The following is a 22,411-nucleotide window of genomic DNA, read 5'->3' as shown; positions in this document are numbered from 1 at the left end:
TAGAGGATTATTTTTTGGGCGAGATAAGCATCATCATGTTTCGCCCTTCTTTTTTAGGCGCTTGTTGAAGCTCACCAAAAGGCTCCAAATCCGTTGCCATTCGCTTGAGCAAATCTTCTGCTAGGTCGCTGTGTTGAATTTCTCGACCCCGGAACATCACAGTCGCTTTGACTTTATCGCCATCTTTCAAAAAGCGCTCTGCTTGCTTAACACGCACGTTGTAGTCGTGTTCTTCTATTTTGTAACGCATCTTAACTTCTTTGACATCAGCCGTGTGCTGCTTTTTCCGGGCTTCCCGCGCCTTTTTCTCCTGCTCAAACTTATATTTCCCGTAGTCCATAATCCGACAAACTGGCGGGTCAGCTTTGTCACTTATAAGCACCAAATCTAACTCTTTCTCTTCTGCTAGTTGTAGTGCTTCCTGTGGGGGCATAATTCCCAATTGGGCACCGTCAGTATCAATGACCCGAATTTTCGGGAAGCGAATTCGTTCGTTAATTTGGGGCAGATCGCGAGTTCTTTTCTTCTCAATCACAGGCATTATGATTTGTGGGAGCTCTTAATGAAGGATTTGGTGTAGTCTTGATTGTTATGCCTCAGAGGGCAAAATACGGAAATAACTCAGGACTGAAAACATAGTCTACAGTTCTAGAGTAACTAATCCATAAAAGAGTTGCGTCGTTTGTATTTGTCATTTTACTAACTCTGAGAGAATTTCTCTGCAATAGTTAATCTAAATTACACAACCTAGGCATATATTAAATATTATTACAACTTTTGCTCAATAATGTTGACAGTCTAATTAAGCACTGTTTTTCCAGAATCCCAAGCTTACAGTATGTAGATATATCTAGCAAAACTTATGTAATATATTAACTTACATTAAGTATTTTAGCATTTAAAAGGGCAGTTAGAAACCGTAGCTACACTAGGTTTTACCCACCGGCGTGGGTTGGAAACCCTCCATTTTTCTGAGACTACCCTGCGGCAAGGCTTGTTGAGGTTTGTATGGCTGCTCATAGAACAAGGTAGTAATCCAATACTTCTCGGGTTTTGGGGAAAAGGGGAAGGGGGAAGGGGAAAGAAAAAACCTTTAGCTCTTCCCTTTTCCCTTTACCCAAAATCTGATTCCAAATTAAAAATGCACAAAGCGAGAAGTATTGGGTAGTAATCAGATTGACACTCTCAGGTCTAAAGACACGCTCGATTCTCCAAGTTAACTTCCCCTTCCCTCTTTAGCTTCGTGAGGGTTCTCAAGGTTAGAGAAAAAGCAATAACGCACAGGCAGACTTCGTTTATTATGCAAGATGAACCGCGATTTCTAATGGCCAGGTATATTGATTTACAAAGGTGATGTGCTTTCATACATCTGTTTATGCTTGGCTAAAAGCTCTTGATATTTGTCATTTGTCTTTGCTTGTATCCACTTGGCTTTAAAAATGGCTGCTGACTCGGCTTTAACAGGGTCTTCTTCGTAAGGAAGAATCTCTTTTTTCGAACCTGAAGTTTCCGAATTCTGTTTATATTTTCTGCCTGTTTTATGATTAGCATAACGGCGAGAGCGAGTATAGCCCATTTGGATAAACTTTCGTGCCATATCTGCGCCGATAAAATCATCTTGTTTTAGATAACCAAGAAACATCTCGTAGATTTTTTCACTTGATTCTCTAGCAATCTCAGGAGTTTTGAACCGCCAGTAAGGAAGAATTTCTGATTTGTATGGTTCCACCAAAAGTACGCCCTGTTCACCCTTGCCAACGCGATATAGTTCAGGATGTTGGCGAAAATCGATATTTTTAAAGTCTAAAGAATAATCAAATGGCATGATAGATTTTTATTAGGAATAATAAACTTTAAGTAAAAAGTTCAGCTTCTATCCTAGTAAGGAGATTTTCTTCTACTATGCTATCTAGCACTCAATCTGTGAACAGTGTCCTTGCGCCAGGAAATTTGCGTAAAGTGCATCACATTGCCCTCAATGTCCAGGATATGCAGGCTTCCCGTTACTTTTATGGCACAATCTTGGGTTTACACGAACTTACAGGCGACGAAGTACCCGCAACTCTGACGGAACTTGTCGCATCAGGGAAAGTAGCGAACTTTATTACCCCAGATGGGACGATACTGGATTTATTTGGGGAACCAGAATTATCACCACCAGATTCCAATCCAGAGAAGACATTCACCAGAGCCTACCATTTGGCTTTTGACATCGATCCGCAGTTATTCGATCGCGCGGTGACAGTGATCGGAGAAAATAAAATAGCGATCGCTCATGGCCCAGTGACTCGTCCTACTGGTAGAGGTGTGTATTTTTACGATCCAGATGGCTTTATGATTGAAATTCGTTGCGATCCAGAAGCTAGTTAACTTAGGGGTAAAAACAAAAGTATCTACCATGACCGCGAAACTCATCCAAATATTTAAAGTAATTGAAGAAACAATCACAAAACCGCCAATTCCACACGAACCATACAAGCAATCATTGAAAGCCTGGGCGATGTATTGTTTACGAGATAAAGGTTTTATAGTTGTTTATGCTCAAAATGCTGATTTTGCGATTGAAAGAAAAGGCGAAGAAAAGCTATATTTTAAAGTTTCAAATAGTCCCGATGATTTAGATAATTCTGTTAGCTGGATTGTTTGGGATAGCGCAACTAAAAACGCCAGTCTCATTCCTCAAAAAATAGACTGATATTAAAAAAGCGCTATAGTCATAAAATTTTACTCCCCTTCCTACTATTTATTGCTGCACAAATATCTGATGTTCTGGCGAATTTAATCCCAACTGCAACACAGCCAATACTTGCTGCATATTGCCAGCAAGTAAATTTGACATTGACAACCACAAACCAGGAAATACTTGACTTTTGATAATTCCATCTGCGTCCGGTTCTAAGGAGACATATTCTCCTTGTTGCAGGCTAAACCAATCTAATTTATTTTCAAATATTTGCCAAACAATGTATTCTTTTACCCCATTACGACCATAGACTTTTTTCTTATCATGTAAGTCAATAGCAACACTGCTAGCCGCTATCTCTATTACGAGTTCTGGCGCACCTTCTATGTAGTCATCATCGCTCAAACGAGATTGTCCTTTAGCTGCTGGTGTGATTAATAACACTCCATCTGGTTGGGGTTCATTGTCTCGATCTAAGCGGACTGTTGGCTCAATTCCCAATCTCACCCCAGGAGTGGCAATTTGGTAAGTCCACAACCAGCCGATTAGATGACCGTGTGGTTCAGCATGACTTTCAAAGCGTAATGGGGATGCAAAATATACAACTCCTTCAATTAATTCTGCCTTTTGATGACGGGGCATTGCTTGATAACGTCGTTCAAATTCGTAGCGAGTGAGGCGATCGCCATTTTCTAAAGGAGGAATTCGTTGCTTGAGTGATAAGTTAACCATGATTTTCAGCTCTGGCAAGGAGTCTTACTTTATTATCCCTTGAAACCTTAATTACGAATTACGTTAGCGTAGCGGGGCGTAGCCCATTACGAATTAGTGTTAGGTTTCTCGAATACCATTAAATGCTGTTGAGGTAACAAGTTTTTAGTTTCACGCCAAACCAGACCAACGGCTTGCATTTCTTTGCGAACTTGCTTTTGAGTCATTTTGTGCAGACCTTTAATCATAATAAAGGGATTTTCACCCCGATACTCAACCAGAACTACTCGACCACCTGGTTTTAGTGCTTTCACAATTCCTTGCATCACTTCTTGAGGATACTCAAGTTCATGATAAGCATCTACCATCAATGCCAAATCGATACTTTCAGATGGTAAGTTTGGGTCACTAAGGTTTGCTAAAACAGGCTCAACATTGGTGATATTTTTCTCTTTTTTGAACAACTCAATTATTTCTAACATTTCTGGCTGAACATCTACAGCTAACACCTTCCCCTGTGTTAATAAGGGCGCAATGCGAAAGCTCAAGTAACCTGTACCAGCACCAATATCAGCCACTACATCGTGAGATTTAAGATTAAGGAGGCTGACTATTTTACTTGGCTGTTCCTCCACCTCTCGGCTTTGTCGTTCTAGCCAGCCTGCGCCTGTATATCCCATAACTTTGGCAATTTCTCGCCCCATATAGTATTTGCCAATACCATCTGGACTGTGGATTATCCGTTGTTCGTAAACCGTGGTGGATGAAGAAGCGGCTAATGCTATGGAAGCTTTATCAACCAGCAAGCATTCAAGTATTAACAGGAAAATTACTATCAAAGGTAAGATTTTCAGCTTGTGGTTATAACTCATCTGTGCCTCAATTAATAATTGTCGCGGGTTGGGGGATCTCTTGTGCGTAAGTCATTATCATGACACTTTAAGCTTCTAGGCCGATGTGAAAATAAACATTTTCAGGATTTACTTAAACAGCCCGTTTAAAAATTTGTAATCCAACCTTTGGACGCTTATATGCAAAACCTGCCCCTAATGTTAGAGCCTGTACTCGCCGTACAGAAAGTAGTAGGTGACGGTGTAATTAAACCTCTCGGTCATCATGAACTGCTGTTGGTGCTGGTGCAACTGTCACTATTGCTGCTCGTAGCGCGGGGATTAGGTGAGTTAATGCGCCGAATTAACCTCCCGCCTGTTGTTGGGGAATTATTGGCGGGTGTGCTGCTTGGCCCTTCTCTATTTGGTTTGCTCCTTCCAGACTTGCAAGCTCACATCTTTCCCAAAAGTCAAGAGCAGTCTAATTTACTTTCGGTGATTTCTTGGTTAGGTGTGTTATTTTTGCTGATTGTAACTGGGTTGGAGACGGATCTCAAGCTAATTCTTCGTAAGGGTAAAACGGCTCTTTTGATTTCACTGGGCGGAATTATTGTCCCCTTTATCACTGGCTTTGGATTAGGTTGGCTATTGCCAGATAGTTTTTTAGCCGACCCAGAAAAGCGACTAGTATTCAGTCTATTTATCGCCACAGCAATGAGTATTTCGGCAGTACCAGTGATTGCTAAGGTGCTGATGGACTTAAACCTGATTCGCCGTGACATTGGTCAAGTAACCTTAGCGGCTGGGATGACTGACGACACCATCGGCTGGATTTTACTTTCTGTGGTTTCCGGTCTAGCTAGTAGCGGCAAGTTTGACTTCGGAACAATTTTTCATTCTGTGAGTGCAGCTATATTGTTTTTAGCGATCGCTTTCACAGTTGGGCGTACCATCGTAGACCAGATTTTGCGCTGGGTTGATGACTATGTTGGTGGAATCTCAGCTAGTATATCGGCTGTGCTGATTCTTTCACTCTCGGCAGCAGCACTTACCCACGCATTAGGTCTAGAAGCAGCATTAGGAGCTTTTGTGCTGGGGATTCTGGCGGGCCAATCTCGCCGCTTTAGTAACGAAGCTGGACATCTGCTAGAAGTATTCACAGCAGCCTTTCTAGCGCCAATTTTCTTTGCTGGGGCTGGTTTGAAAGTTGATTTGCTAACTCTGTTAGTCCCCCAAACGCTGCTATTTGGCTTGATTGTTCTCGCTGTCGCCTGTGTTGGCAAATTTACAGGTGCTTACCTTGGTTCTCGCGTCGGTGGCTTGAGTCATTGGGAAGGTTTGGCGATGGGTTCCGGGATGAATGCTCGCGGGGCAATGGAAATTGTCGTTGCCACGATTGGTTTATCTTTGGGAGTGCTGAATCCCCAAATGTACTCAATTATTGTTATGGTGGCGATCGTCACTTCCCTAATGGCTCCACCCCTTCTGCGCTGGACTTTATCAAAAGTGGTTATGAGTGAGGAGGAAGCTCAACGGTTGGAACAAGAAGAGCAGGATAGCCGCAGCTTTATCAAGCAAATCCACCGTGTCTTAATACCTACTAGCGGTGGCCCCAACATCCAACTTGCAGCGCAACTAGTGGGCTACATGGCTCACCAAAACTCGATAGAAGTCACATCTCTATATGCCCTGAGTGACAAGCAGCCTCAAAAGAAAGGCCGCCGGGCAGCGACCCAGGTTAAAGATACCGCCGCCGAGGAAGCTCTGGCTTCTGTTGCTGAGGAAATGCAGCTACCTGATGATACGACCCTGCAAACAAAAATGGAGTCTGGGCGTAGTAAAGCGGAGGTAATTTTGAATGAAGCGAACAAAAACTATGACTTGATCGTATTGGGAGCTTCGGAACAGATACGCCCCCAGAAAACATTGTTCAATTTGCTTGTAGATCGGGTAGTACAAGAAGCGCCATGTGCAACGATGGTGGTCAAGTCGCACCTACCCCAAGCTAAAGGCGAGATATGCAAAATCGCTCAACAAAAGCTGACAAAGATTCTGGTTCCAACTGTGGGGACAGAATATAGCAAAAATGCTGTAGAGATGGCAAGTACGATCGCTGCTCAAACGGGAGCATTAGTGATGATCGTGAACGTGATTAATTTGCCACAAGTTGAGTATATTCTATACGAACAGCGATCGCTAACTCCAGTCAAGGAAATTGCTCACGATCTGCTTGAACAGCAAGCAGCAATTGGTCGCAATCTAGGTGCTGATGTCAAAACCTATATTCTTCAAGGAACCAGCCCAGAAAGAGAAATCCTCAAGTTTGCCCAAACTCAGGAAGTTGACCTAATTATTTTAGGGAGTAGTATCCGAATGGTTACAGGTCGCGTTTTCTTTGGTCACAGAGTGGATGCAATATTAAGTAAAGCCCATTGTCCAGTAGCAGTAATTACTACGCCATAGGCGTTCTCAGCTTTAACTAGATTACGACTGATACCAATTCTTTATTAACTTGCACTTAATAAGGACGTGATGATATAATCCCATCCACAAATAGAAGCGATTCCTTCTACTGAGATAGAACCCTTGAACCTATTTTAACTTCCGTCTTAATTCATCTTTACCCGAATTTCTCACGTATTGTGTGGAGAGTGTGGGAGGTGTGGGAGGCAATGCAGCGTTCATTGATAGTTATTCAATTCCTCCTCTTTCTCCCCACACTCCCCACACCCCCCACACTCACGCTCATTTCTCACAAGTGAGAAATCCAGGTTTAGGCCCTTTGCTTGTTCACCATCAAATTTTCTTAACACCTTGGTATCAAGAAATGGAAAAGTATTTAGTCACCAAAGAAGAGATTGAGTCTTATGAAGGACTAGAAAAAACACATTTTCTCAACTCCAATGCTTGCAGACTGAATAAGTCTTTAGGAGATTTGACAGGTTTAAAAAATATCGGTTTCCACATCATTGAAGTAGAGCCTGGACGTGAATCAACGGAGCTTCACATGCACTATCACGAAGAAGAGTGTGTATACGTTCTTGAGGGAGAGGCTGAGGCAACAATTGGAGAAAGCATTTATCCAGTTAAAGCAGGAGATTTTATTGGATATCGCGCTGGTGGTAAGCCGCATAAGCTGACAAACACGAGCAATTCTATATTTAAATGTATAGTAGTTGGTCAAAGGCTAGACCATGATATCGGTGACTATCCAAATTTGCAGAAACGTATATATAGGAGTAAAGGTTTAAAATGGAATCTGGTCGATATGGAAAATATAGCTGAACCAGTAGCAGGTAAGAAGGCATAACAAATGGAAACTCCGGCATTCTGTCTGTGGCTAATACCAATTCTCTATGAAATTGTACTTAATAGCGAGGTGATGATATAATCCCATCCACAAATAGAAGCCCCAAAGGGGCTGATCTTAGCTCGATCCTCTAGAAGTAACTGATCTTTGCAAATTAGCTAAAGCGCGATTGTAATCCAAAATAGCTGTGACTCGATTACCTTCTGCTCTTGTCAGGTCATTTTCAGCAGAGATCACCTCTGTTTGAGTACCCACACCAGCTTGGAACCTCAGCCTTGCTAAATTCAGAGCTTCCCTGGCTTGATTTAAAGCCACACTAGAAGTCTGCACATTATTTAAATTAGATTGCAATTGAGAATAGAATTGTTCTACATCAAAGCGAATTTGGTCACGCTGGGTGGCAAATTGACTCTCTGCGATCGCAATATTAGCTCTTGACTGAGCCGCCCTTGCTCTTGCTGCTCCTCCATCAAACAAAGTGAGGTTTCCTTGGAGCCCCACTGAATAGCCATCAGTAATCCCGACACCATCATCATAGCGATCTAGCAGGTTGTAGTTGCCGACCAAACTAATTTGCGGCCCTAGCTGTGAAAGTGCTTGTCGTCGCTGTTGCTCACTAATGTTACGTTGTGCTAATTGCTGTTGCAATTCTGGACGATTTTGAAACGCTTGGACAATACTTTGTTCTACCGTCTGCGGCCAAAGACCAACTAACTGTACAGGATCTGCGGCACTGATATCAACTGACTGGGACAAACTTAACGTGGTGGTAAGCTGACGACGGGCAATTTGTTGCTGCGAGATAGCATTAGTTAGTTGTTGTTGGGCGTTTGCTAAATTCACCTGAGCCTGTAGCACATCGAACCGCGTACCTACTCCCGCTTGTTCTCTGGCTTGAGTATCTCGCAAACTAGCCTGGGCATTCTCTACAGCAGCTCGGTTAATTCTTACTTGTTCATCTGCTTGTTGCAAATCGTAGTATTGAGTCGTGGCATTCAATCTAATTATTAAAGACTGGCTTTCAACATTCAATTCATCTACACGTAATTGTTCTTCAGCTGCTTGGATTGCCGCTTGTCGATTACCAGAGGTATAAAGGTCGTAATTCAGTTGTGCTGAACCATTAAAAGAGGTGCTGGATTGAGATGAATTATTAGTAAAACCATTACCACTATTAGTCAAATTACTGTTGATTCCCAAAGTAGGAAATAAGGCAGCTTGAGACTCACGTAAGGCTGAACGACTGCGTTCTAGCTGTAATATTGCTACCTGTAAATCTCGATTATTGCGTCGTGCTAGTTCCAAAGCTTGTGCCAAAGTGATTGGCACAGTTCCCTGAATCCTTACTTCCTGGGGTTTAGTAGGAAATTGCAGAGGATTAGGATTAGGGTTGAGGTAATCAGGAACCTGCACAGAGCTTGAGTTATTCTGCGGTTTTGGCGGAGTTACTGCACTTGCTAAAGCTGGAAAAAGAATCGCAAATGCAACACCAACCCAGGTAGAATGCACAAATAATAAGCTAAAATTCATAATCTAGATGTAGTCATTAGTTAGGTTTTTGGAGGACACAATCAAAAGTTTTTATCTTGATTGACCTATAGAAATTTAAAGTTTAAATTCCTCCTCTAAGGGTTGATATTAACAAATTACCCAACAATCAAGCCATCCTGAACTCGAATAATCCTTTTGGTTTGAGCAGCGATATCTGGTTCATGAGTGACAATTACAATTGTGATTCCTTGGTCATTAAGTTCTGTCAGCAAATTCATCACCTCATGAGAAGTTTCAGTATCTAAAGCTCCTGTTGGCTCATCTGCCAAAACTAATGCAGGTCGGTTGACTAAAGCACGAGCGATCGCTACCCGTTGTTGTTGTCCCCCAGATAGTTGACTAGGACGGTTAGCTATGCGTCCCTGTAATCCTACTTTTTCCAGGGCTTCTAATGCCCTTTCACGGCGTTTTGGCTTGGGTAAGTTAGCATAAACCATTGGTAACATAACGTTTTCCAGTGCTGTTGCCCGCGCCAATAGGTTAAATTGTTGAAAAACAAAACCTATTCTTTGGTTGCGAATATACGCTAATTCATCATCATCAAAAGTCGTCAGGTTTCTCCCTTCAAAAATATAGTCTCCAGTTGTCGGACGATCCAGGCATCCCAAAATATTCATCAGTGTGGATTTACCCGAACCTGACGCACCCATAATCGAGACATATTCCCCTTCCTCTATAGAAAGTTCAATTCCCTTAAGAATTGGAACACTAACTTCTCCTAAATAGTAAGTTTTAGTAATAGATTCCATCCAAATCATCGTTGTCATATTAATTACGAATTACGAATTACGAATTATCTAGTCGCTTCTTAAAGCATTAATTGGATCTAATTTAGATGCGTTTCGTGCTGGAATTACCCCAGCGACTAAGCCAACACTCAATGAGAGTACAAATCCAGCAATAATCGACAAGAAAGAAATGACAAAGGGAAATTTAAAAATACTTGAAGCTATAAAGGCTAATAAAATCCCAGTGGCCATCCCAATACATCCGCCAAGAATGGAAATTACGATCGCTTCAGCTAAAAATTGATTCAGGATTGCCGAATTGGTGGCTCCTACAGCTTTACGAATCCCGATCTCTCGCGTCCGCTCAACTACGGAAACTAGCATAATGTTGGCAATCCCAATTCCACCAACTACTAACGAAATACCAGCGATCGCTACCACCATGACTGTAAATAAGCCGACAACACTAGTAAAAGTGCTAACAATATCAGCTTGATTAGTCAGCCGAAAATCATCAGCTTGCGGTGGATAAATGTTGTGACGCAGACGTAAGAGATTGGTAACTTGAAACTGAGCAGCTTCTAACTGCTCCTGATTAGCACCTTTGACTAAAATTCCATTTACAGAAACGCCTACCAAAGCATTGTTCCCAACCAGTCTCTTCGACATACTAGTTAGAGGAATGAAAACCTGATCATCTCGATCCATCGGCCCCTGAGAGCCTTTAGGTTCCATCACCCCAATCACTTGATAAGCCTCTCCCTGAATGCGAATTTTCTCGCCGATAGGATTTGCACCCTGTCCAAAGAGTGTATTCTGAACTGTAGGGCCAAGAATCGCTACCTGTGCGACAGTATCTAGTTCTTCTTGAGTAAAATATCTCCCTTGCTGGGGGTGAGTATTTCTGACTTCTGGATAGTTTAAATCTGTGCCATAAATGGTTGTTGAGGTGTTCTGTCCTGCATACACAACTTGAGCGCTGCGTTGGAGATAAGCAGAAACCATCTGTGCTGATGGTGCTTGTGTAGCGATCGCCTTTGCATCTTCCCAGGTCAAGGTGCTGCTAGAACCGACTCCTTGACGGACATTCCCGCTTCTGGCAGCACCCGCTAAGATTTGGATCACATCTGTACCCAATGCTTGTATCTGTTGCTCTACGCCCTTTTGCACTCCCTGACCAACAGAAGTAATGGCAATGACTGATGAAATCCCAATAATCACGCCCAACATCGTTAGACCTGTGCGTAATTTGTTACTCCACAATGTCTCTGCCGCCATTGTCAAGATTTCCAGCAACGGTACTGTGCGGGTCTTCTTAGCTTTGTAAAAGCCCTTAAATATCTTAAACATAAGGTTTTATTTCAAACTCAATACAATTGAGTCAAGCATTTCTTCTCTTCCTTTGTGTCCTTTGCGTCCTTTGCGGTTCGTTAAAAAAATTGACTATGACAAAGAGTTAAGCGTTAACCCAACCGTATTGACTTAAAACTAAGGAGAACCACCGCCTGAACGACCACCACCGCCGCCACCGGCTCCTCTTCCACCACCGCCACCACCAGTTCCACCGCCTCCTCCCACGCCAGGGAAAACTCCTCCTCGTGGTGTTGATTGCGGACGCGACCCTGGTGGGAAACTGAGTAATACTCTCTCGTTTCCTGTCAATCCAGACTTAACTTCGGTAAAGTTATTTGCGGTGACACCAGTCTCGATGCGAGTAAAAACAGGTTTGTTATCTGCTCCAGTCACATATACACCTGTGGCATTTTGTTGTCGCACAACTGATGCGGTTGGTACTACTAAAACATTTTCAACCTGACCGACTTGAAAATCTACTTCTGCATTCATCCCAGACCGCAGTAATCTTTGAGGGTCTGAAAGTGATACTCTCACTTCAAAACTGGTTACGTTTTGTTCTACTATTGCTTGGGCGGCGATTTGGCTGACTTTACCTTCAAAGGTTTTTCCTGGGTAGGCATCTGCTGTAATCGAGACTTTTTGACCAAGGCTGATTTTGGAAATATTTGTTTCCGCTAAATTTGCGACAACTTCATTGGTTGAAGCTAGAGACAAGATCGAAGAAGAAGATGAAGAAGCTACTTCACTACTAGCAGTTGTGGGTGTCACAAAAGCGCCGGGATCGGCAAATTTCTTTGTCACCACCCCATCAAAAGGGGCGCGAATAATTGTGTCATTGATTTCGGCTTGGATGTTTTGCAACGAACCACGAGCAGATGTTACCTGGGCGCGGGCTGCATTAATATCTTCTTGGCGCGTTCCTGCTTTCAGAAGTGCCAATGCTTGTTGTCTCTGCTTCACTACAGCTTGTGCTTGCTCAATGTCTTCTGGACGTGACCCAGCTTTTTGCAATCCCAGTGCTTGCTGTGCTTCATTTACACTAGCTTGAGCGCTGTCACGAGTGGCACGGTTTTGGTTAAGAGTCTGAAGGGATATACCGCCTGCATTGTAAAGCTGTTGATTACGAACAAAATCGTCTTCTGCTTGGCGAAGTGTGGCTTGAGCGCTTTGCAAGCGTGCCTGTGCTTGGGCAATATCTTGAGAGCGATTGCCTGCTTGTACCTTTTGCAGATTCGCCTGGGCTTCGTCCAATACTCCTTGTGCTTGAGCAATATCTTGAGGACGATTACCTGCGATCGCTTTTTGTAAATTCGCTTCGGCTTGTGCTAATTGCCCTTGAGCAGAAGTAAGTTGCCCCCGCAGGTTGGAATCATCCATGTAAGCGACAATCTGTCCTTGTTTGACGAGATCCCCTTCCTTCGCTAGCAGTGTTTTTAAAATGCCAGAATTTTTCGGACTGAGGTTAATTGACCGCTCAGGCTTCACTGTTCCGTTCGCTGAAACTGTGATTGTTAAACTCTGCCTTTGTACAGGTCTTGTCAGCACCCGACGACTGGCTTGTTGCTGGGAAACAACGGCTACTTGGTAATAAACTGCATAGCCAATTCCACCCAAAAGGCAAAAAGCAATTAGCCAAGAGAGCCAATTTCGTTTGCCCTTTTTTTTCTTTACCTCTGGAACTAAAACTGATGAATCTACGGTATTTGGTGTATCAATTTTCATATCCATTTTATCTATAAGGAACGGCTACCGAGCCAGTTATTCACGGCTAAACTATAGCCTGGTAGCCCTATACTCACAATGATTTTGAGTTTTTAGTGTTTTAAAGGTTTATTTGCAGTACCAACCCACTAGGAAGTCTGAAATAATCATCACGCACTCTCACTAATCTTCCAGCAGGAACAATTTCCTGATTGGGAAGAAGAATATCTCCGTTGGGAAGTCTGAAGTAACCTTGGTTACGCAGTCTAACTATGGATCTAGCAGGAATAATTTGCCCGTTGGGATATCTAATGTCACCATTACCAAGTCTGACTACTCTGCTATAGGATTGGTTGTCGCGGTTCCAATTGTCCCGATCTCTAGAGTTTCGGATTTCTCCAGGATAGGATCTGCCGTCACGGTTCCAATTATCCCGATCTCTAGGGTTTCGGACTTCTCTAGGGTAGGATCTGCCGTCGTGGTTCCAATTATTATCCCGATCTCTAGGGTTTCGGACTTCTCCAGGATAGGATCTGCCGTCGCGATCCCAATTTTGATCGCGATCGCCAACAACATAGACTTTCGTCTGGGCACTTGCAGGCGCAGTCAAAAGAGTGGGAACAATTATCAGGGCAGCAGCAGCTAAGACTATTGATATACGGTTTGGTTTCAACATGAAATTAAATCCTTATTAGTATTAAATTTCTATTCTGCTGAGGTTTAGATTCAGCAATACTTAGATCGTTGCCTTTGTGTGGGTATCAATATGTTTGACATTTCCCTCATCGTATAAATTCATACATAATAATTATCGATCAAAAAGTTGAAACCAATGTATGACGAAAGTCATTAGTAATTCGAGACTTATGTATGACCAAAGTCATCAGTTTTTAATGGGGAGATAAGGGAGAATAATTAATATTTAATGCCCAATCTTTTTAAATTTAATCCTGCATTGGTGCAATTCCTTGCCAGATAATATCCACAAAATTTTGGATAAATACTGATACTTCTGTACCACGATCTCCAGAGTTTAAGTAAGCTGTTATTATGAAATCGTCTTCTTTTATACTTTTTTGAGACGAAATCTGCTCTAAGAAAACATAGTTCATCAACGAGCCGAGTAAAATATGAGCCACTGTCTGGGGATCGCAAGGGCGAAGGCGATTTTGGTTGATTTCATACTCTAGAAAAGCGGTCAGTGCTTTGAAATCTTGTATGGGTCGTGGTTCTTTACCTCCAAGTTCTGGAAACGCATTGCCTCGCGATCGCAGCATCACGATCTGAGGCAGCACCTCACGATAAAATTCCATAATCTGGAAGCAAATATTGATTAGGTTTTCTTTGAGATTGCCTTTGCCACTAAGAGATTTTAACTCGCTCACCCATACGGGTTTTTCTGGAATTCCCATCGCCGCAAAAAATAATTCTTCTTTGGTTGAGAACCGCTTGAAAATTGAAGCTTCAGAAATACCTGCCTGTTGAGCAATTTCTAAGGTTGAAGCACCAAATCCTTGTTGTAGGAAAACTTGACGAGCCGCTTCTAATATCTGCTGATTGGTGATTTTGGGTACACGAGCCATAAATAAGTGAGTAATTACTTATTAATATATTGCCTTTGTGATGGGAATGTCAATAACTAATGAGGTAAGATTTTGCTGCCGTCAAGAGCGGAGATCGTTTAAGCTAGCTGAAAGATTCTTTGATTAGTGGCTTAAAGGCGGTAATGTGCCTAAACATGTTCGTTTGATTTCTTTTCTAATGGTCTGTAGTTTGTGGAGTATGCCAAAAGCCGCTAACGCGCAGGCATTAATACCCCATATACTGCAACTAGATGGGACAAAGTTAGAGAAGCAGGGGTTGAGCCTGGCACAAGAGGCGGCTCAACTAGCTCAGTTTCAACAGGTTGAATTAGCTTTGCCACGAGCGCGGCTGGCTAGTCAACTGGCTCCGAAGAATGATAAAGTATGGTTGCTTTTAGGTGGATTGCAACTACAAACCAAAGAGTTTGACGCGGCGATCGCTAGCTTAAAAAAAGCGCAATCTATCAACCCCAAAAATGGTGATATTTTGTTTGCTTTGGGTTCAGCTAATTTTCAGCAGAAAAATTACCAAGCGGCGGTTGTCAATTACCAAGACGGTTTGAAGTTAAAACCCAACGATCCAGAAGGGTTATTTGATTTGGGTAATGCTTACTATCTACTGGGTAAATTGCCAGATGCGATCGCACAGTACGATAAAGCAGTCTCTCAAGATAAAAAATTCTGGCCAGCGCTCAATAATATTGGCTTAATCAACTACGAACAGGGCAATACTTCTGAAGCGATTAAGCGATGGCAATCTGCTGTAACCCTTGATAAGCAAGCCGCAGAACCTTTATTAGCTTTGGCAGTGGCACTGTATACGAAAGGCGATCGCCAACAAGGTCTAACAATGGGAGAAGCTGCACTCCGCATCGATCAGCGCTATGGTAGTTTGAATTTTCTTAAAGAAAATCTTTGGGGCGATCGCCTATTGTCTGATACGAAAAAATTCCTAGAATTACCCCGTATTCAAGCAGCTTTACAGCAACCAGAAAACTCATCATCAGCTCCTGGGAAACAGCCTACTCAATAAGGAGTAGGGGGCAGGGGGCAGGGGGACAGGGGAACAAGTCCTTGTCTCTTCTTCATGTCCAATGTCCAATGTCCAATGCCCAATTCCCCATTCCCCATTCCCCATTCCCCATTTCCTATTTACCACTTGCCTAATAGTACCTTTTCGTAGTACATCTATACTAACTAAATACAGGAAATAGTCGCCCAAAAACCTTTGCGGGCGAATATTCCTGGAATCAGCCGTCAATTATGATTTGTCGTCTGTGGGTAGAAGTGCGAGAATTTGGTCAACAAACTGTTGATGGTCAACAACTGGCTTAGAAATGTAGCCATCAGCGCCGCTTTGCTTGAGAAAATTCTCGCGATCGCCTTCCATAGCATGTGCCGTCACCAAAATAACAGGTAAGTGCGCTGTTTTTGGATCGGATTTTAACATCTGTGTAATCTTGATTCCATCAACAGATTTCCCTTGGTAAACACTTCTGGACAGAGAAACATCCATTAAAATCAGGTCGGCTTCTCCTAATTGGGCAATTTTTATTACTTCTTCTACATTTTCAGTATGTTTCACTCCCAAGCCGCCGCGCTTGGACAAAATTTTGGAAAAAACGCGAGCATTAATTAGATCGTCTTCGACAATTAAAACAGTTTTCATGAGATTTTTAGTTATAGAGGTAGAGATGAGGGGATTAAGCAATTCAAAATTAAAAATGAGATAAATGCAGTCATGGCAGGTATTCTGGCTATAAAGCCTATACAAATTAAATGTGCAGCAGATTATCATTCGATTAAAACAGCTACCTGCTATCTGTTTCCTTTTTAATAGTGTATGTACTCTTTGTCATCAAGGATGATACTACTGCTTTTTCTTCTATGACTATCAATATTTTGTTAGGAATCCCATTTCATCCGTTATGCTGTGGTTGCTGCAATATTGAGTTCCGCCGGCTTTTGTGTAGTTAAATTTCAGGGAAAAAACTCATGGCAAAACAGTTAAACCTTCTCTCAACGGGACAGGTAATTCCAACAGCCCTGCACACCGAGATGCAACGGTCTTATCTCGAATATGCCATGAGCGTGATTGTCGGGCGAGCGCTACCAGACGTGCGTGATGGCTTAAAACCAGTGCATCGACGTATTTTGTATGCAATGCACGAACTCGGTTTAGTACCAGATAGACCCTATCGAAAATGTGCCCGTGTAGTGGGTGATGTGTTGGGTAAATACCATCCCCACGGCGACCAATCTGTTTACGATGCCTTAGTCAGGCTAGTGCAGGATTTTTCTAGCCGCTATCCTTTGCTAGCAGGACACGGTAACTTTGGTAGCGTCGATAATGACCCGCCAGCAGCGATGCGTTACACAGAAACGCGCCTCGCACCGATCAGTCATGAGGGAATGCTGACAGAAATCGGCGAAGAGACGGTGGAATTTGTCGGGAACTTTGATAATTCCCAGCAAGAACCAACGGTTTTACCTGCTCAGTTGCCATTTCTGTTGCTCAATGGCTGTTCTGGGATCGCCGTGGGAATGGCGACGAATGTTCCACCCCATAACTTGGGGGAAATTGTCGATGGGTTAATTGCTCTAATCGACAACCCAGATTTGCCAGATGAAAAGTTATTCGAGCTAATTCCAGGGCCAGACTTTCCCACCGGTGGAGAAATAATTGGTGAAGCGGGAATTCGGGAAGCATACACCACAGGTAAAGGTGGGATTCTGCTGCGGGGAGTCGCGGCTTTAGAGGAAATTCCAGCCAGTAGGGGAAGCAAGCGACGGACGGCAATTATCATTACAGAATTACCTTATCAAGTGAATAAGGCAGCCTGGATTGAGAAGGTAGCAGACTTAGTAAATCAAGGTCGTTTGCAAGGAATTTCTGATCTGCGAGATGAGAGCGATCGCGAAGGGATGCGAGTAGTAATTGAACTCAAACGTGATACCAATCCCCAAGAAGTTCTCCAGCATTTATATCACCAAACTGCTTTGCAAGTGACGTTTGGCGCAATACTCCTGGCAATAGTGGATGGACAACCCCGCCAATTAAGTTTGCGTCAACTTTTGCAAGAATTTTTGAGTTTCCGAGAAGAGACGCTGAACCGTCGCTACAATTACGAGTTGGAGAAAGCCCAAAGTCGTGTGCATTTGGTAGAAGGTTTGCTAAAAGCGCTGTCTAATTTGGATGAGGTAATTCAAATTTTGCGCCAAGCTCCCGATGGGAGTACGGCAAAAATAAATCTTTGTAGCCGACTGGATTTGAGTGAGGTACAAGGAGATGCAATTTTGGCTATGCCGTTGCGTCGCCTCACCAGTTTAGAACAGCAAAATTTGCAGCAGGAATTTGAGCAGATAAGCGGACAAATTAATTTGCTGGAGCAATTACTCAACGATCGCCGCGAATTACTCAAAGCGCTGAAAAAAGATTTGCGATCGCTCAAGCGTAAGTACAGCGATCCCCGGCGGACGAAAATTGGAGAGGAGCAAAAGTCTAGGGCAGAGGAGCAGAAGTTTAGGGCAGAGGGGCAGAGTAGCAGAGGGGCAGAGGAGGAGGAACTTAAATCTTCTGAACCGGCAGAAGAAGCAATTTTAGAATTTACCCAACGGGGTTATGTCCGCCGCACCCAACCATCTGGGAGAAAGTCAAAAGCTGAAAATGGTCTCCATGATAATGACTTTATTATCCAAACTGTGTTGACTGACACCCAAAAAGACTTGCTAATACTAACCGGTGGCGGCAAAGTCTATCCTGTGAATGTGGGAGAAATTCCGCTAACTACTGGGCGTTCTCCACGGGGAAAACCTTTAATTACTATGCTCAGTAATACTGCTCAAGGCGCTCAAGAAGCTGTAATCAGCCGCTTTTTGCTGCCGGACAATCTCGAAACTCAGCAGATGATTCTCTTAACAAAACAGGGACGAATTAAGCGTCTGTCTCTGGGAGAATTTACGAACTTGACGCGGCGCGGAATCACGATTTTAAAGCTCAAAGACGATGATGAATTGTCATTTACCCAATTCACCACTCCAGGGGCGCATCTGATTTTAGCTAGTTCTGGTGGGCGAGTGTTGCGCTTTGCAGCCAATGATGAACAGTTACCGGTTATGGGTCGCACAGCAATGGGTTTGCAAGCGTTTCGGTTATTGAGAAATCAGCAAATGGTTGGCTGTGTCACTGTCGGTAAAGATGACCAACTGCTGCTAGTTACTCAAGAAGGATATGCCAAACGGATGGCTGCGAGTCAGTTAAGAGCGGCTAATCGCGGTGATTTAGGCACGCAGGCGCTAAAATTTGCTAGCAAAACTGATAATTTAGCTGGTATGGTCATAGCCATCGCATCTGGCGAGGTAGCTTTAGTGACGAATAAGGAACGGGTAGTGCGGATACCTGTGGAAACAGTGCCGATTTTAGGCCGAGATGTCAAAGGTGAAAGTATCATCCAACTCAACCGCGATGAAAAAATCATCACTGTGGCTGAAGTGCGATCGTAAATCAGAATGATGTTCAACTTGCGACAAGCCAACTTGCAGGATTTAGAGGCGCTAATCCAACTGCGTCTCGAACTCCTGCGGGAGGTTGGCGAAATTAAAGGTGACTCTGACACTGCAAACCTAGCAGAAGCAAATCGAAAATATCTGGGCGAAAAAATGCCGTTGGGTGAGTTTTTAGCTTGGGTAGCTGAAGTGGATAGTCAAATTGTTGCCACTAGCGGCTTAGTATTTTTTCAACGGCCCCCTTACAACGGCAATCTCTCAGGCTTAGAAGCCTACATTATGAACGTTTATACAATTCCCATGTGGCGAGGACAGGGAATTGCTACAGCTTTGTTAAAGGAAATTATCACCTTTATGAGAGCAACTGAGGCAAAACGCCTCTGGCTTCACGCTACTGAGGATGGTAAACGTATCTACAAGAAGCTTGATTTTGTTTTGACTTCAAAAGAAATGGAAATTGTCTGGTACTGACCTAAATTCTCAATATTTTTTAATTCAAAATAATAAAGTCTATTTAAATCAAGCAATACACATAAAATACTTGATAATTAATTTCAATAATATATTATTGTTGATAAGGCTAAAATCTAGATAATATTTTTTATACTTCAGCAAATCTCACTGAAGGCTGATGTTTTAATCTGTATAAATAGCTATTTCTATTTATGTCAAGGTATGGAAACAAAAGTATAAAAAATGTTGCCTTTCTAAAAATATTTGTTATATTAGTTTACATAAGGCAATAAACCTTAAAAACCAAGTTTGGAGTCCGAACCATGACAAATGCAAGCACAACAAAAGTCACTACTCCTGTAATTGAAGATCGCAACGCTTGGCGCTGGGGCTTTACCCCACAAGCAGAAATTTGGAACGGTCGCTTGGCAATGATTGGCTTTTCAGCAGCTATTTTGGTTGAAGTTTTTTCTGGTCAAGGCTTTCTACATTTTTGGGGCATCCTATAAGTTTTAGTATCTAAAGATGACCTATAAATAAAAAAACCTGGAGTGCTAATTCACTACCAGGTTTTTTATTTGTTTTGTCATTTGTTAGTTGTCATTTGTCATTTGTTTATTCATTAATGACCAATGACTAATAACTAATTGACTACCGAATATACTCTTTGAGAACGCTGTTACGATTTGGGTGGCGTAACTTACGAAGTGCCTTCGCCTCAATTTGACGAATCCGTTCGCGGGTGACGTTGAAAATCTGGCCGATTTCCTCAAGGGTCTTCATCCGACCATCATCCAAGCCGTAACGCAGTCTGAGGACATCACGTTCGCGGGGGCTGAGGCTGTCGAGGACTTTTTCAAGGTCTTCGCGCAAAAGATTTTTAGAAACTTGGTCTTCTGGTGTTTCACCATCAGATTCAATAAAATCGCCTAACCGAGAATCTTCTTCTTTACCAATAGGCGTTTCTAGTGAAATAGGCAACTGGGCAGATTTAGCAATAAACCGCAACTTCTCAATTGTCATTTCCATCCGAGTAGCGATTTCTTCCTCGGTTGGTTTGCGACCCATTTCTTGAGATAGTAACTTGGTAGTTTTCTTAATCCGAGAGATGGTTTCGTAAAGGTGAACTGGAAGACGAATTGTGCGGGATTGATCTGCGATCGCGCGGGTAATTGCTTGACGAATCCACCATGTAGCATAAGTGGAGAACTTATAACCTTTTTCGTGGTCAAACTTTTCAGCGGCACGAATCAAACCGAGACTGCCTTCCTGAATTAAGTCTTGGAACGACAAACCACGATTCATGTACTTCTTAGCAATTGAAACCACAAGACGGAGGTTAGATTGCACCATCTTATCTTTCGCTCTGCGACCAACGTGCAGGCGATAACGAAAAGCTGGTAAGGGCAGTTGTACTGCTTCTGCCCATTCACTATCTCGAGGATCGCGATCCAACTGTTCTGAGAGTCTTTCCCGCACCCTCTCTAATTCCAGCAAATCGGCGATTTTTCGCGCCAATTCGATTTCTTCGTCTGCCCGCAACAGCCGAATTCTACCAATTTCTTGCAAGTAAAGCCGAATGGAATCTTCTGTATAGTGCTTTTTCTTGCTTTGTGTCCGACGACGCGATTTAGCGGCTTTTCCAGACTTTGCGTCGTCCTCATCAGACTGAGGCTCTAAAAATTCATCGTCACCTTCATCGATGATAAGCAAGTCCTCTTCATCATCTATTAAGAGTTCTTCTAACTCGAGCTCAGGCTGATTCATTATTTCTAGGTCAGGCTGATATATGCTTTCGAGTACGTTGTTAGCCTGGTTCATGCCGCGTTCCTCATGCTCCTTGCAGAATCAATTACTCAAGATGTGTTTACTGCTCTTTTAAACGAGCCAATTGTCAACCGAAAATAATCTTTTTAGCAGATTTGCCAGAAATATTTTCGGAGCTTTTGCACCTCCGGATAGGAGGTTTTTTTACTTTAGTTTAAGCCATTTCTAAAAGTGATTTGCTCACCCTAGTAAATGTTATATGTGTTGCTATCACATATTGCTTTCAACTAACTGGTCAAAAAAAATACTCGTCTTTCTGAAAAAATTTGCCACTCTATACTAATGAGTTCAGACTGCTGGCAGATTTTCTTATAAAGACTCTTCCGATTGTAGCCTGTTTCACAGAAATTGCACTCTTTTTGTGTATTAATCATGAACTCCCAGAGTAATTATTAGTCACTATTACCAAAAAGACATTAAAAACAAGAGTTATACCCTGAAATTTTTTCTCTACTTTTCGGAATTGCAGTGACGTTCTTATTACATTACAAAGTAAGTACGCTTGCTCCTGCTCGATTTCATGTATTTTACACAACATTAATTACTTAGAAAGAGTGCATTATATGTTAACTCAGACGACAAGTATTAATCTACCCATTTTTACATTTCCTTCATAAATTACGCATTTCTGAGATTAAAGCTAGTCTTTCGATTGGGTAAATACAACCAGGGTGAGGGTGCTTCCCTTAAAGAGTTAACCTTCTGCTTACTAATTACCTTAACTGAGGAGTTGAGGCTGTAGCATATCGACCTGATGGCAGATCAATTTAGGTTTAACTAATTCGGTCTTATTCACACGTTAGCGCACTGTGGCGATTTCAGCCCTATGAAACTTGACAAACTCTTCTTATTGTATACAAGGATATTTTAATCAATTCAAAAACAATTTGTCCTGTGAATTTGCCAATATAGTCCTATTTCTGGCAAAACTTCATTAGATACATACGATACAACAGCGATCGCTACGGCAGTATATGAAGATATTAACAAGTTTTCAGCCAGATGGTGTGTGCTTCTAGTAGCCATTCTCTCAAGCTGAGAGAACCCAGAAAATTACCTGATGATTTTAGTTACAAAGCTGGATTGCGTAACTTAATTGTAAATTTCAATACTTTTATTTCGGTAAGTTTCTGTCATCTTATGATGAGAAATCCTCAAGATACTTATTAATT

21 protein-coding genes are annotated in these 22,411 nt (G+C 42.5%); 8 read left to right on the top strand and 13 right to left on the bottom strand.

All coding sequences use genetic code 11. The features are described 5' to 3' along the window. Window positions 1-7: 7 nt before the first annotated feature. Complete coding sequence (gene infC / locus V7K69_RS13840; protein WP_012412604.1) at window positions 8-541, bottom strand: translation initiation factor IF-3; 534 nt, start codon at window positions 539-541, stop codon at window positions 8-10. Window positions 542-1,342: 801 nt separating this feature from the next. Further along, entirely contained in the window at window positions 1,343-1,825 is a 483-nt protein-coding gene (locus V7K69_RS13835) for a DUF4385 domain-containing protein (protein ID WP_335035174.1), read from the bottom strand. A 77-nt stretch (window positions 1,826-1,902) separates the two neighbouring features. Here V7K69_RS13835 and V7K69_RS13830 point away from each other — a divergent pair, with 77 nt between their 5' ends. Then, on the top strand, window positions 1,903-2,370 hold the full coding sequence (locus V7K69_RS13830; protein WP_335035172.1) for a VOC family protein: 468 nt from the start codon (window positions 1,903-1,905) through the stop codon (window positions 2,368-2,370). Between the two features lie 43 nt (window positions 2,371-2,413). Next, a complete protein-coding gene (locus tag V7K69_RS13825) occupies window positions 2,414-2,695 on the top strand; it encodes a hypothetical protein (RefSeq protein ID WP_335035249.1) in 282 nt (93 codons plus the stop codon). Window positions 2,696-2,743: 48 nt separating this feature from the next. On the opposite strand, the gene V7K69_RS13820 is transcribed toward V7K69_RS13825, so the two are convergent. Continuing rightward, a complete protein-coding gene (locus V7K69_RS13820) occupies window positions 2,744-3,415 on the bottom strand; it encodes a Uma2 family endonuclease (RefSeq protein ID WP_335035169.1) in 672 nt (223 codons plus the stop codon). Between the two features lie 86 nt (window positions 3,416-3,501). Next, window positions 3,502-4,266, bottom strand: a complete 765-nt coding sequence (locus V7K69_RS13815; RefSeq protein ID WP_335035167.1) for a class I SAM-dependent methyltransferase — start codon at window positions 4,264-4,266, stop codon at window positions 3,502-3,504. A 159-nt stretch (window positions 4,267-4,425) separates the two neighbouring features. Between V7K69_RS13815 and V7K69_RS13810 the strand changes: the two genes are divergently transcribed. Together V7K69_RS13810 and V7K69_RS13805 are read left to right on the top strand one after the other, a co-directional pair. Further along, window positions 4,426-6,687 carry a cation:proton antiporter domain-containing protein gene (locus V7K69_RS13810; RefSeq protein ID WP_335035165.1) on the top strand — a complete coding sequence of 754 codons (2,262 nt, stop codon included), beginning with the start codon at window positions 4,426-4,428 and terminating at the stop codon, window positions 6,685-6,687. Between the two features lie 199 nt (window positions 6,688-6,886). Next, complete coding sequence (locus tag V7K69_RS13805) at window positions 6,887-7,534, top strand: cupin domain-containing protein (RefSeq protein ID WP_335035163.1); 648 nt, start codon at window positions 6,887-6,889, stop codon at window positions 7,532-7,534. Between the two features lie 117 nt (window positions 7,535-7,651). Here the strand turns inward: V7K69_RS13805 and V7K69_RS13800 are convergent, their stop codons facing one another. From V7K69_RS13800 to V7K69_RS13775, 6 genes are all read right to left on the bottom strand, one after another. Then, window positions 7,652-9,064 (bottom strand): TolC family protein, encoded by a 1,413-nt coding sequence (locus V7K69_RS13800; RefSeq protein ID WP_335035161.1) that lies wholly within the window; start codon window positions 9,062-9,064, stop codon window positions 7,652-7,654. Between the two features lie 116 nt (window positions 9,065-9,180). Further along, window positions 9,181-9,852, bottom strand: a complete 672-nt coding sequence (locus V7K69_RS13795; protein ID WP_335035159.1) for an ABC transporter ATP-binding protein — start codon at window positions 9,850-9,852, stop codon at window positions 9,181-9,183. Window positions 9,853-9,882: 30 nt separating this feature from the next. Continuing rightward, window positions 9,883-11,163, bottom strand: coding sequence for an ABC transporter permease (locus tag V7K69_RS13790; protein ID WP_442936139.1), 1,281 nt, complete (start codon window positions 11,161-11,163; stop codon window positions 9,883-9,885). Between the two features lie 138 nt (window positions 11,164-11,301). Beyond that, the gene (locus V7K69_RS13785; RefSeq protein WP_335035157.1) at window positions 11,302-12,891 is read right to left on the bottom strand and encodes an efflux RND transporter periplasmic adaptor subunit; all 1,590 of its coding nucleotides are present in this window, start codon (window positions 12,889-12,891) and stop codon (window positions 11,302-11,304) included. A gap of 100 nt (window positions 12,892-12,991) precedes the next feature. Beyond that, complete coding sequence (locus V7K69_RS13780) at window positions 12,992-13,546, bottom strand: hypothetical protein (RefSeq protein WP_335035155.1); 555 nt, start codon at window positions 13,544-13,546, stop codon at window positions 12,992-12,994. A 268-nt stretch (window positions 13,547-13,814) separates the two neighbouring features. Then, a complete protein-coding gene (locus tag V7K69_RS13775) occupies window positions 13,815-14,453 on the bottom strand; it encodes a TetR/AcrR family transcriptional regulator (protein ID WP_335035153.1) in 639 nt (212 codons plus the stop codon). 145 nt (window positions 14,454-14,598) lie between these two features. Here V7K69_RS13775 and V7K69_RS13770 point away from each other — a divergent pair, with 145 nt between their 5' ends. Further along, window positions 14,599-15,486, top strand: coding sequence for a tetratricopeptide repeat protein (locus V7K69_RS13770; protein WP_335035150.1), 888 nt, complete (start codon window positions 14,599-14,601; stop codon window positions 15,484-15,486). 228 nt (window positions 15,487-15,714) lie between these two features. Here V7K69_RS13770 and V7K69_RS13765 read toward each other — a convergent pair whose 3' ends face one another. Then, entirely contained in the window at window positions 15,715-16,122 is a 408-nt protein-coding gene (locus tag V7K69_RS13765; protein ID WP_335035148.1) for a response regulator, read from the bottom strand. A gap of 326 nt (window positions 16,123-16,448) precedes the next feature. Here V7K69_RS13765 and gyrA point away from each other — a divergent pair, with 326 nt between their 5' ends. The 3 genes from gyrA (at window position 16,449) to V7K69_RS13750 (ending at window position 19,921) form a co-directional block, all read left to right on the top strand. Then, the gene (gene gyrA / locus V7K69_RS13760; protein WP_335035146.1) at window positions 16,449-18,956 is read left to right on the top strand and encodes a DNA gyrase subunit A; all 2,508 of its coding nucleotides are present in this window, start codon (window positions 16,449-16,451) and stop codon (window positions 18,954-18,956) included. A gap of 6 nt (window positions 18,957-18,962) precedes the next feature. Further along, on the top strand, window positions 18,963-19,430 hold the full coding sequence (locus V7K69_RS13755; protein WP_335035144.1) for a GNAT family N-acetyltransferase: 468 nt from the start codon (window positions 18,963-18,965) through the stop codon (window positions 19,428-19,430). Between the two features lie 305 nt (window positions 19,431-19,735). Further along, on the top strand, window positions 19,736-19,921 hold the full coding sequence (locus V7K69_RS13750; protein ID WP_069073374.1) for a chlorophyll a/b-binding protein: 186 nt from the start codon (window positions 19,736-19,738) through the stop codon (window positions 19,919-19,921). A gap of 142 nt (window positions 19,922-20,063) precedes the next feature. Here the strand turns inward: V7K69_RS13750 and rpoD are convergent, their stop codons facing one another. Both rpoD and V7K69_RS13740 read right to left on the bottom strand, forming a co-directional pair. Beyond that, on the bottom strand, window positions 20,064-21,233 hold the full coding sequence (gene rpoD / locus V7K69_RS13745; protein ID WP_012412585.1) for an RNA polymerase sigma factor RpoD: 1,170 nt from the start codon (window positions 21,231-21,233) through the stop codon (window positions 20,064-20,066). Window positions 21,234-22,115: 882 nt separating this feature from the next. Continuing rightward, a complete protein-coding gene (locus V7K69_RS13740; RefSeq protein ID WP_335035141.1) occupies window positions 22,116-22,265 on the bottom strand; it encodes a hypothetical protein in 150 nt (49 codons plus the stop codon). Window positions 22,266-22,411: the final 146 nt, after the last annotated feature.

This window comes from Nostoc sp., assembly GCF_036917775.1.
GTDB lineage: Bacteria > Cyanobacteriota > Cyanobacteriia > Cyanobacteriales > Nostocaceae > Nostoc.
This window is presented reverse-complemented; position numbering and strand designations above follow the sequence as displayed.

What these genes read in the sequence shown, in the direction of transcription:
- V7K69_RS13815 (WP_335035167.1), bottom strand. Translation starts at nt 4,266, where the DNA reads ATGAGTTATAACCACAAGCTGAAAATCTTACCTTTGATAGTAATTTTC.
- gyrA (WP_335035146.1), top strand. Translation starts at nt 16,449, where the DNA reads ATGGCAAAACAGTTAAACCTTCTCTCAACGGGACAGGTAATTCCAACA.
- V7K69_RS13820 (WP_335035169.1), bottom strand. Translation starts at nt 3,415, where the DNA reads ATGGTTAACTTATCACTCAAGCAACGAATTCCTCCTTTAGAAAATGGC.
- V7K69_RS13810 (WP_335035165.1), top strand. Translation starts at nt 4,426, where the DNA reads ATGCAAAACCTGCCCCTAATGTTAGAGCCTGTACTCGCCGTACAGAAA.
- V7K69_RS13835 (WP_335035174.1), bottom strand. Translation starts at nt 1,825, where the DNA reads ATGCCATTTGATTATTCTTTAGACTTTAAAAATATCGATTTTCGCCAA.
- V7K69_RS13755 (WP_335035144.1), top strand. Translation starts at nt 18,963, where the DNA reads ATGATGTTCAACTTGCGACAAGCCAACTTGCAGGATTTAGAGGCGCTA.
- V7K69_RS13765 (WP_335035148.1), bottom strand. Translation starts at nt 16,122, where the DNA reads ATGAAAACTGTTTTAATTGTCGAAGACGATCTAATTAATGCTCGCGTT.
- V7K69_RS13740 (WP_335035141.1), bottom strand. Translation starts at nt 22,265, where the DNA reads ATGGCTACTAGAAGCACACACCATCTGGCTGAAAACTTGTTAATATCT.
- infC (WP_012412604.1), bottom strand. Translation starts at nt 541, where the DNA reads ATGCCTGTGATTGAGAAGAAAAGAACTCGCGATCTGCCCCAAATTAAC.
- V7K69_RS13790 (WP_442936139.1), bottom strand. Translation starts at nt 11,163, where the DNA reads ATGTTTAAGATATTTAAGGGCTTTTACAAAGCTAAGAAGACCCGCACA.
- V7K69_RS13800 (WP_335035161.1), bottom strand. Translation starts at nt 9,064, where the DNA reads ATGAATTTTAGCTTATTATTTGTGCATTCTACCTGGGTTGGTGTTGCA.
- V7K69_RS13750 (WP_069073374.1), top strand. Translation starts at nt 19,736, where the DNA reads ATGACAAATGCAAGCACAACAAAAGTCACTACTCCTGTAATTGAAGAT.
- V7K69_RS13785 (WP_335035157.1), bottom strand. Translation starts at nt 12,891, where the DNA reads ATGAAAATTGATACACCAAATACCGTAGATTCATCAGTTTTAGTTCCA.
- V7K69_RS13830 (WP_335035172.1), top strand. Translation starts at nt 1,903, where the DNA reads ATGCTATCTAGCACTCAATCTGTGAACAGTGTCCTTGCGCCAGGAAAT.
- V7K69_RS13795 (WP_335035159.1), bottom strand. Translation starts at nt 9,852, where the DNA reads ATGACAACGATGATTTGGATGGAATCTATTACTAAAACTTACTATTTA.
- V7K69_RS13775 (WP_335035153.1), bottom strand. Translation starts at nt 14,453, where the DNA reads ATGGCTCGTGTACCCAAAATCACCAATCAGCAGATATTAGAAGCGGCT.
- rpoD (WP_012412585.1), bottom strand. Translation starts at nt 21,233, where the DNA reads ATGAACCAGGCTAACAACGTACTCGAAAGCATATATCAGCCTGACCTA.
- V7K69_RS13780 (WP_335035155.1), bottom strand. Translation starts at nt 13,546, where the DNA reads ATGTTGAAACCAAACCGTATATCAATAGTCTTAGCTGCTGCTGCCCTG.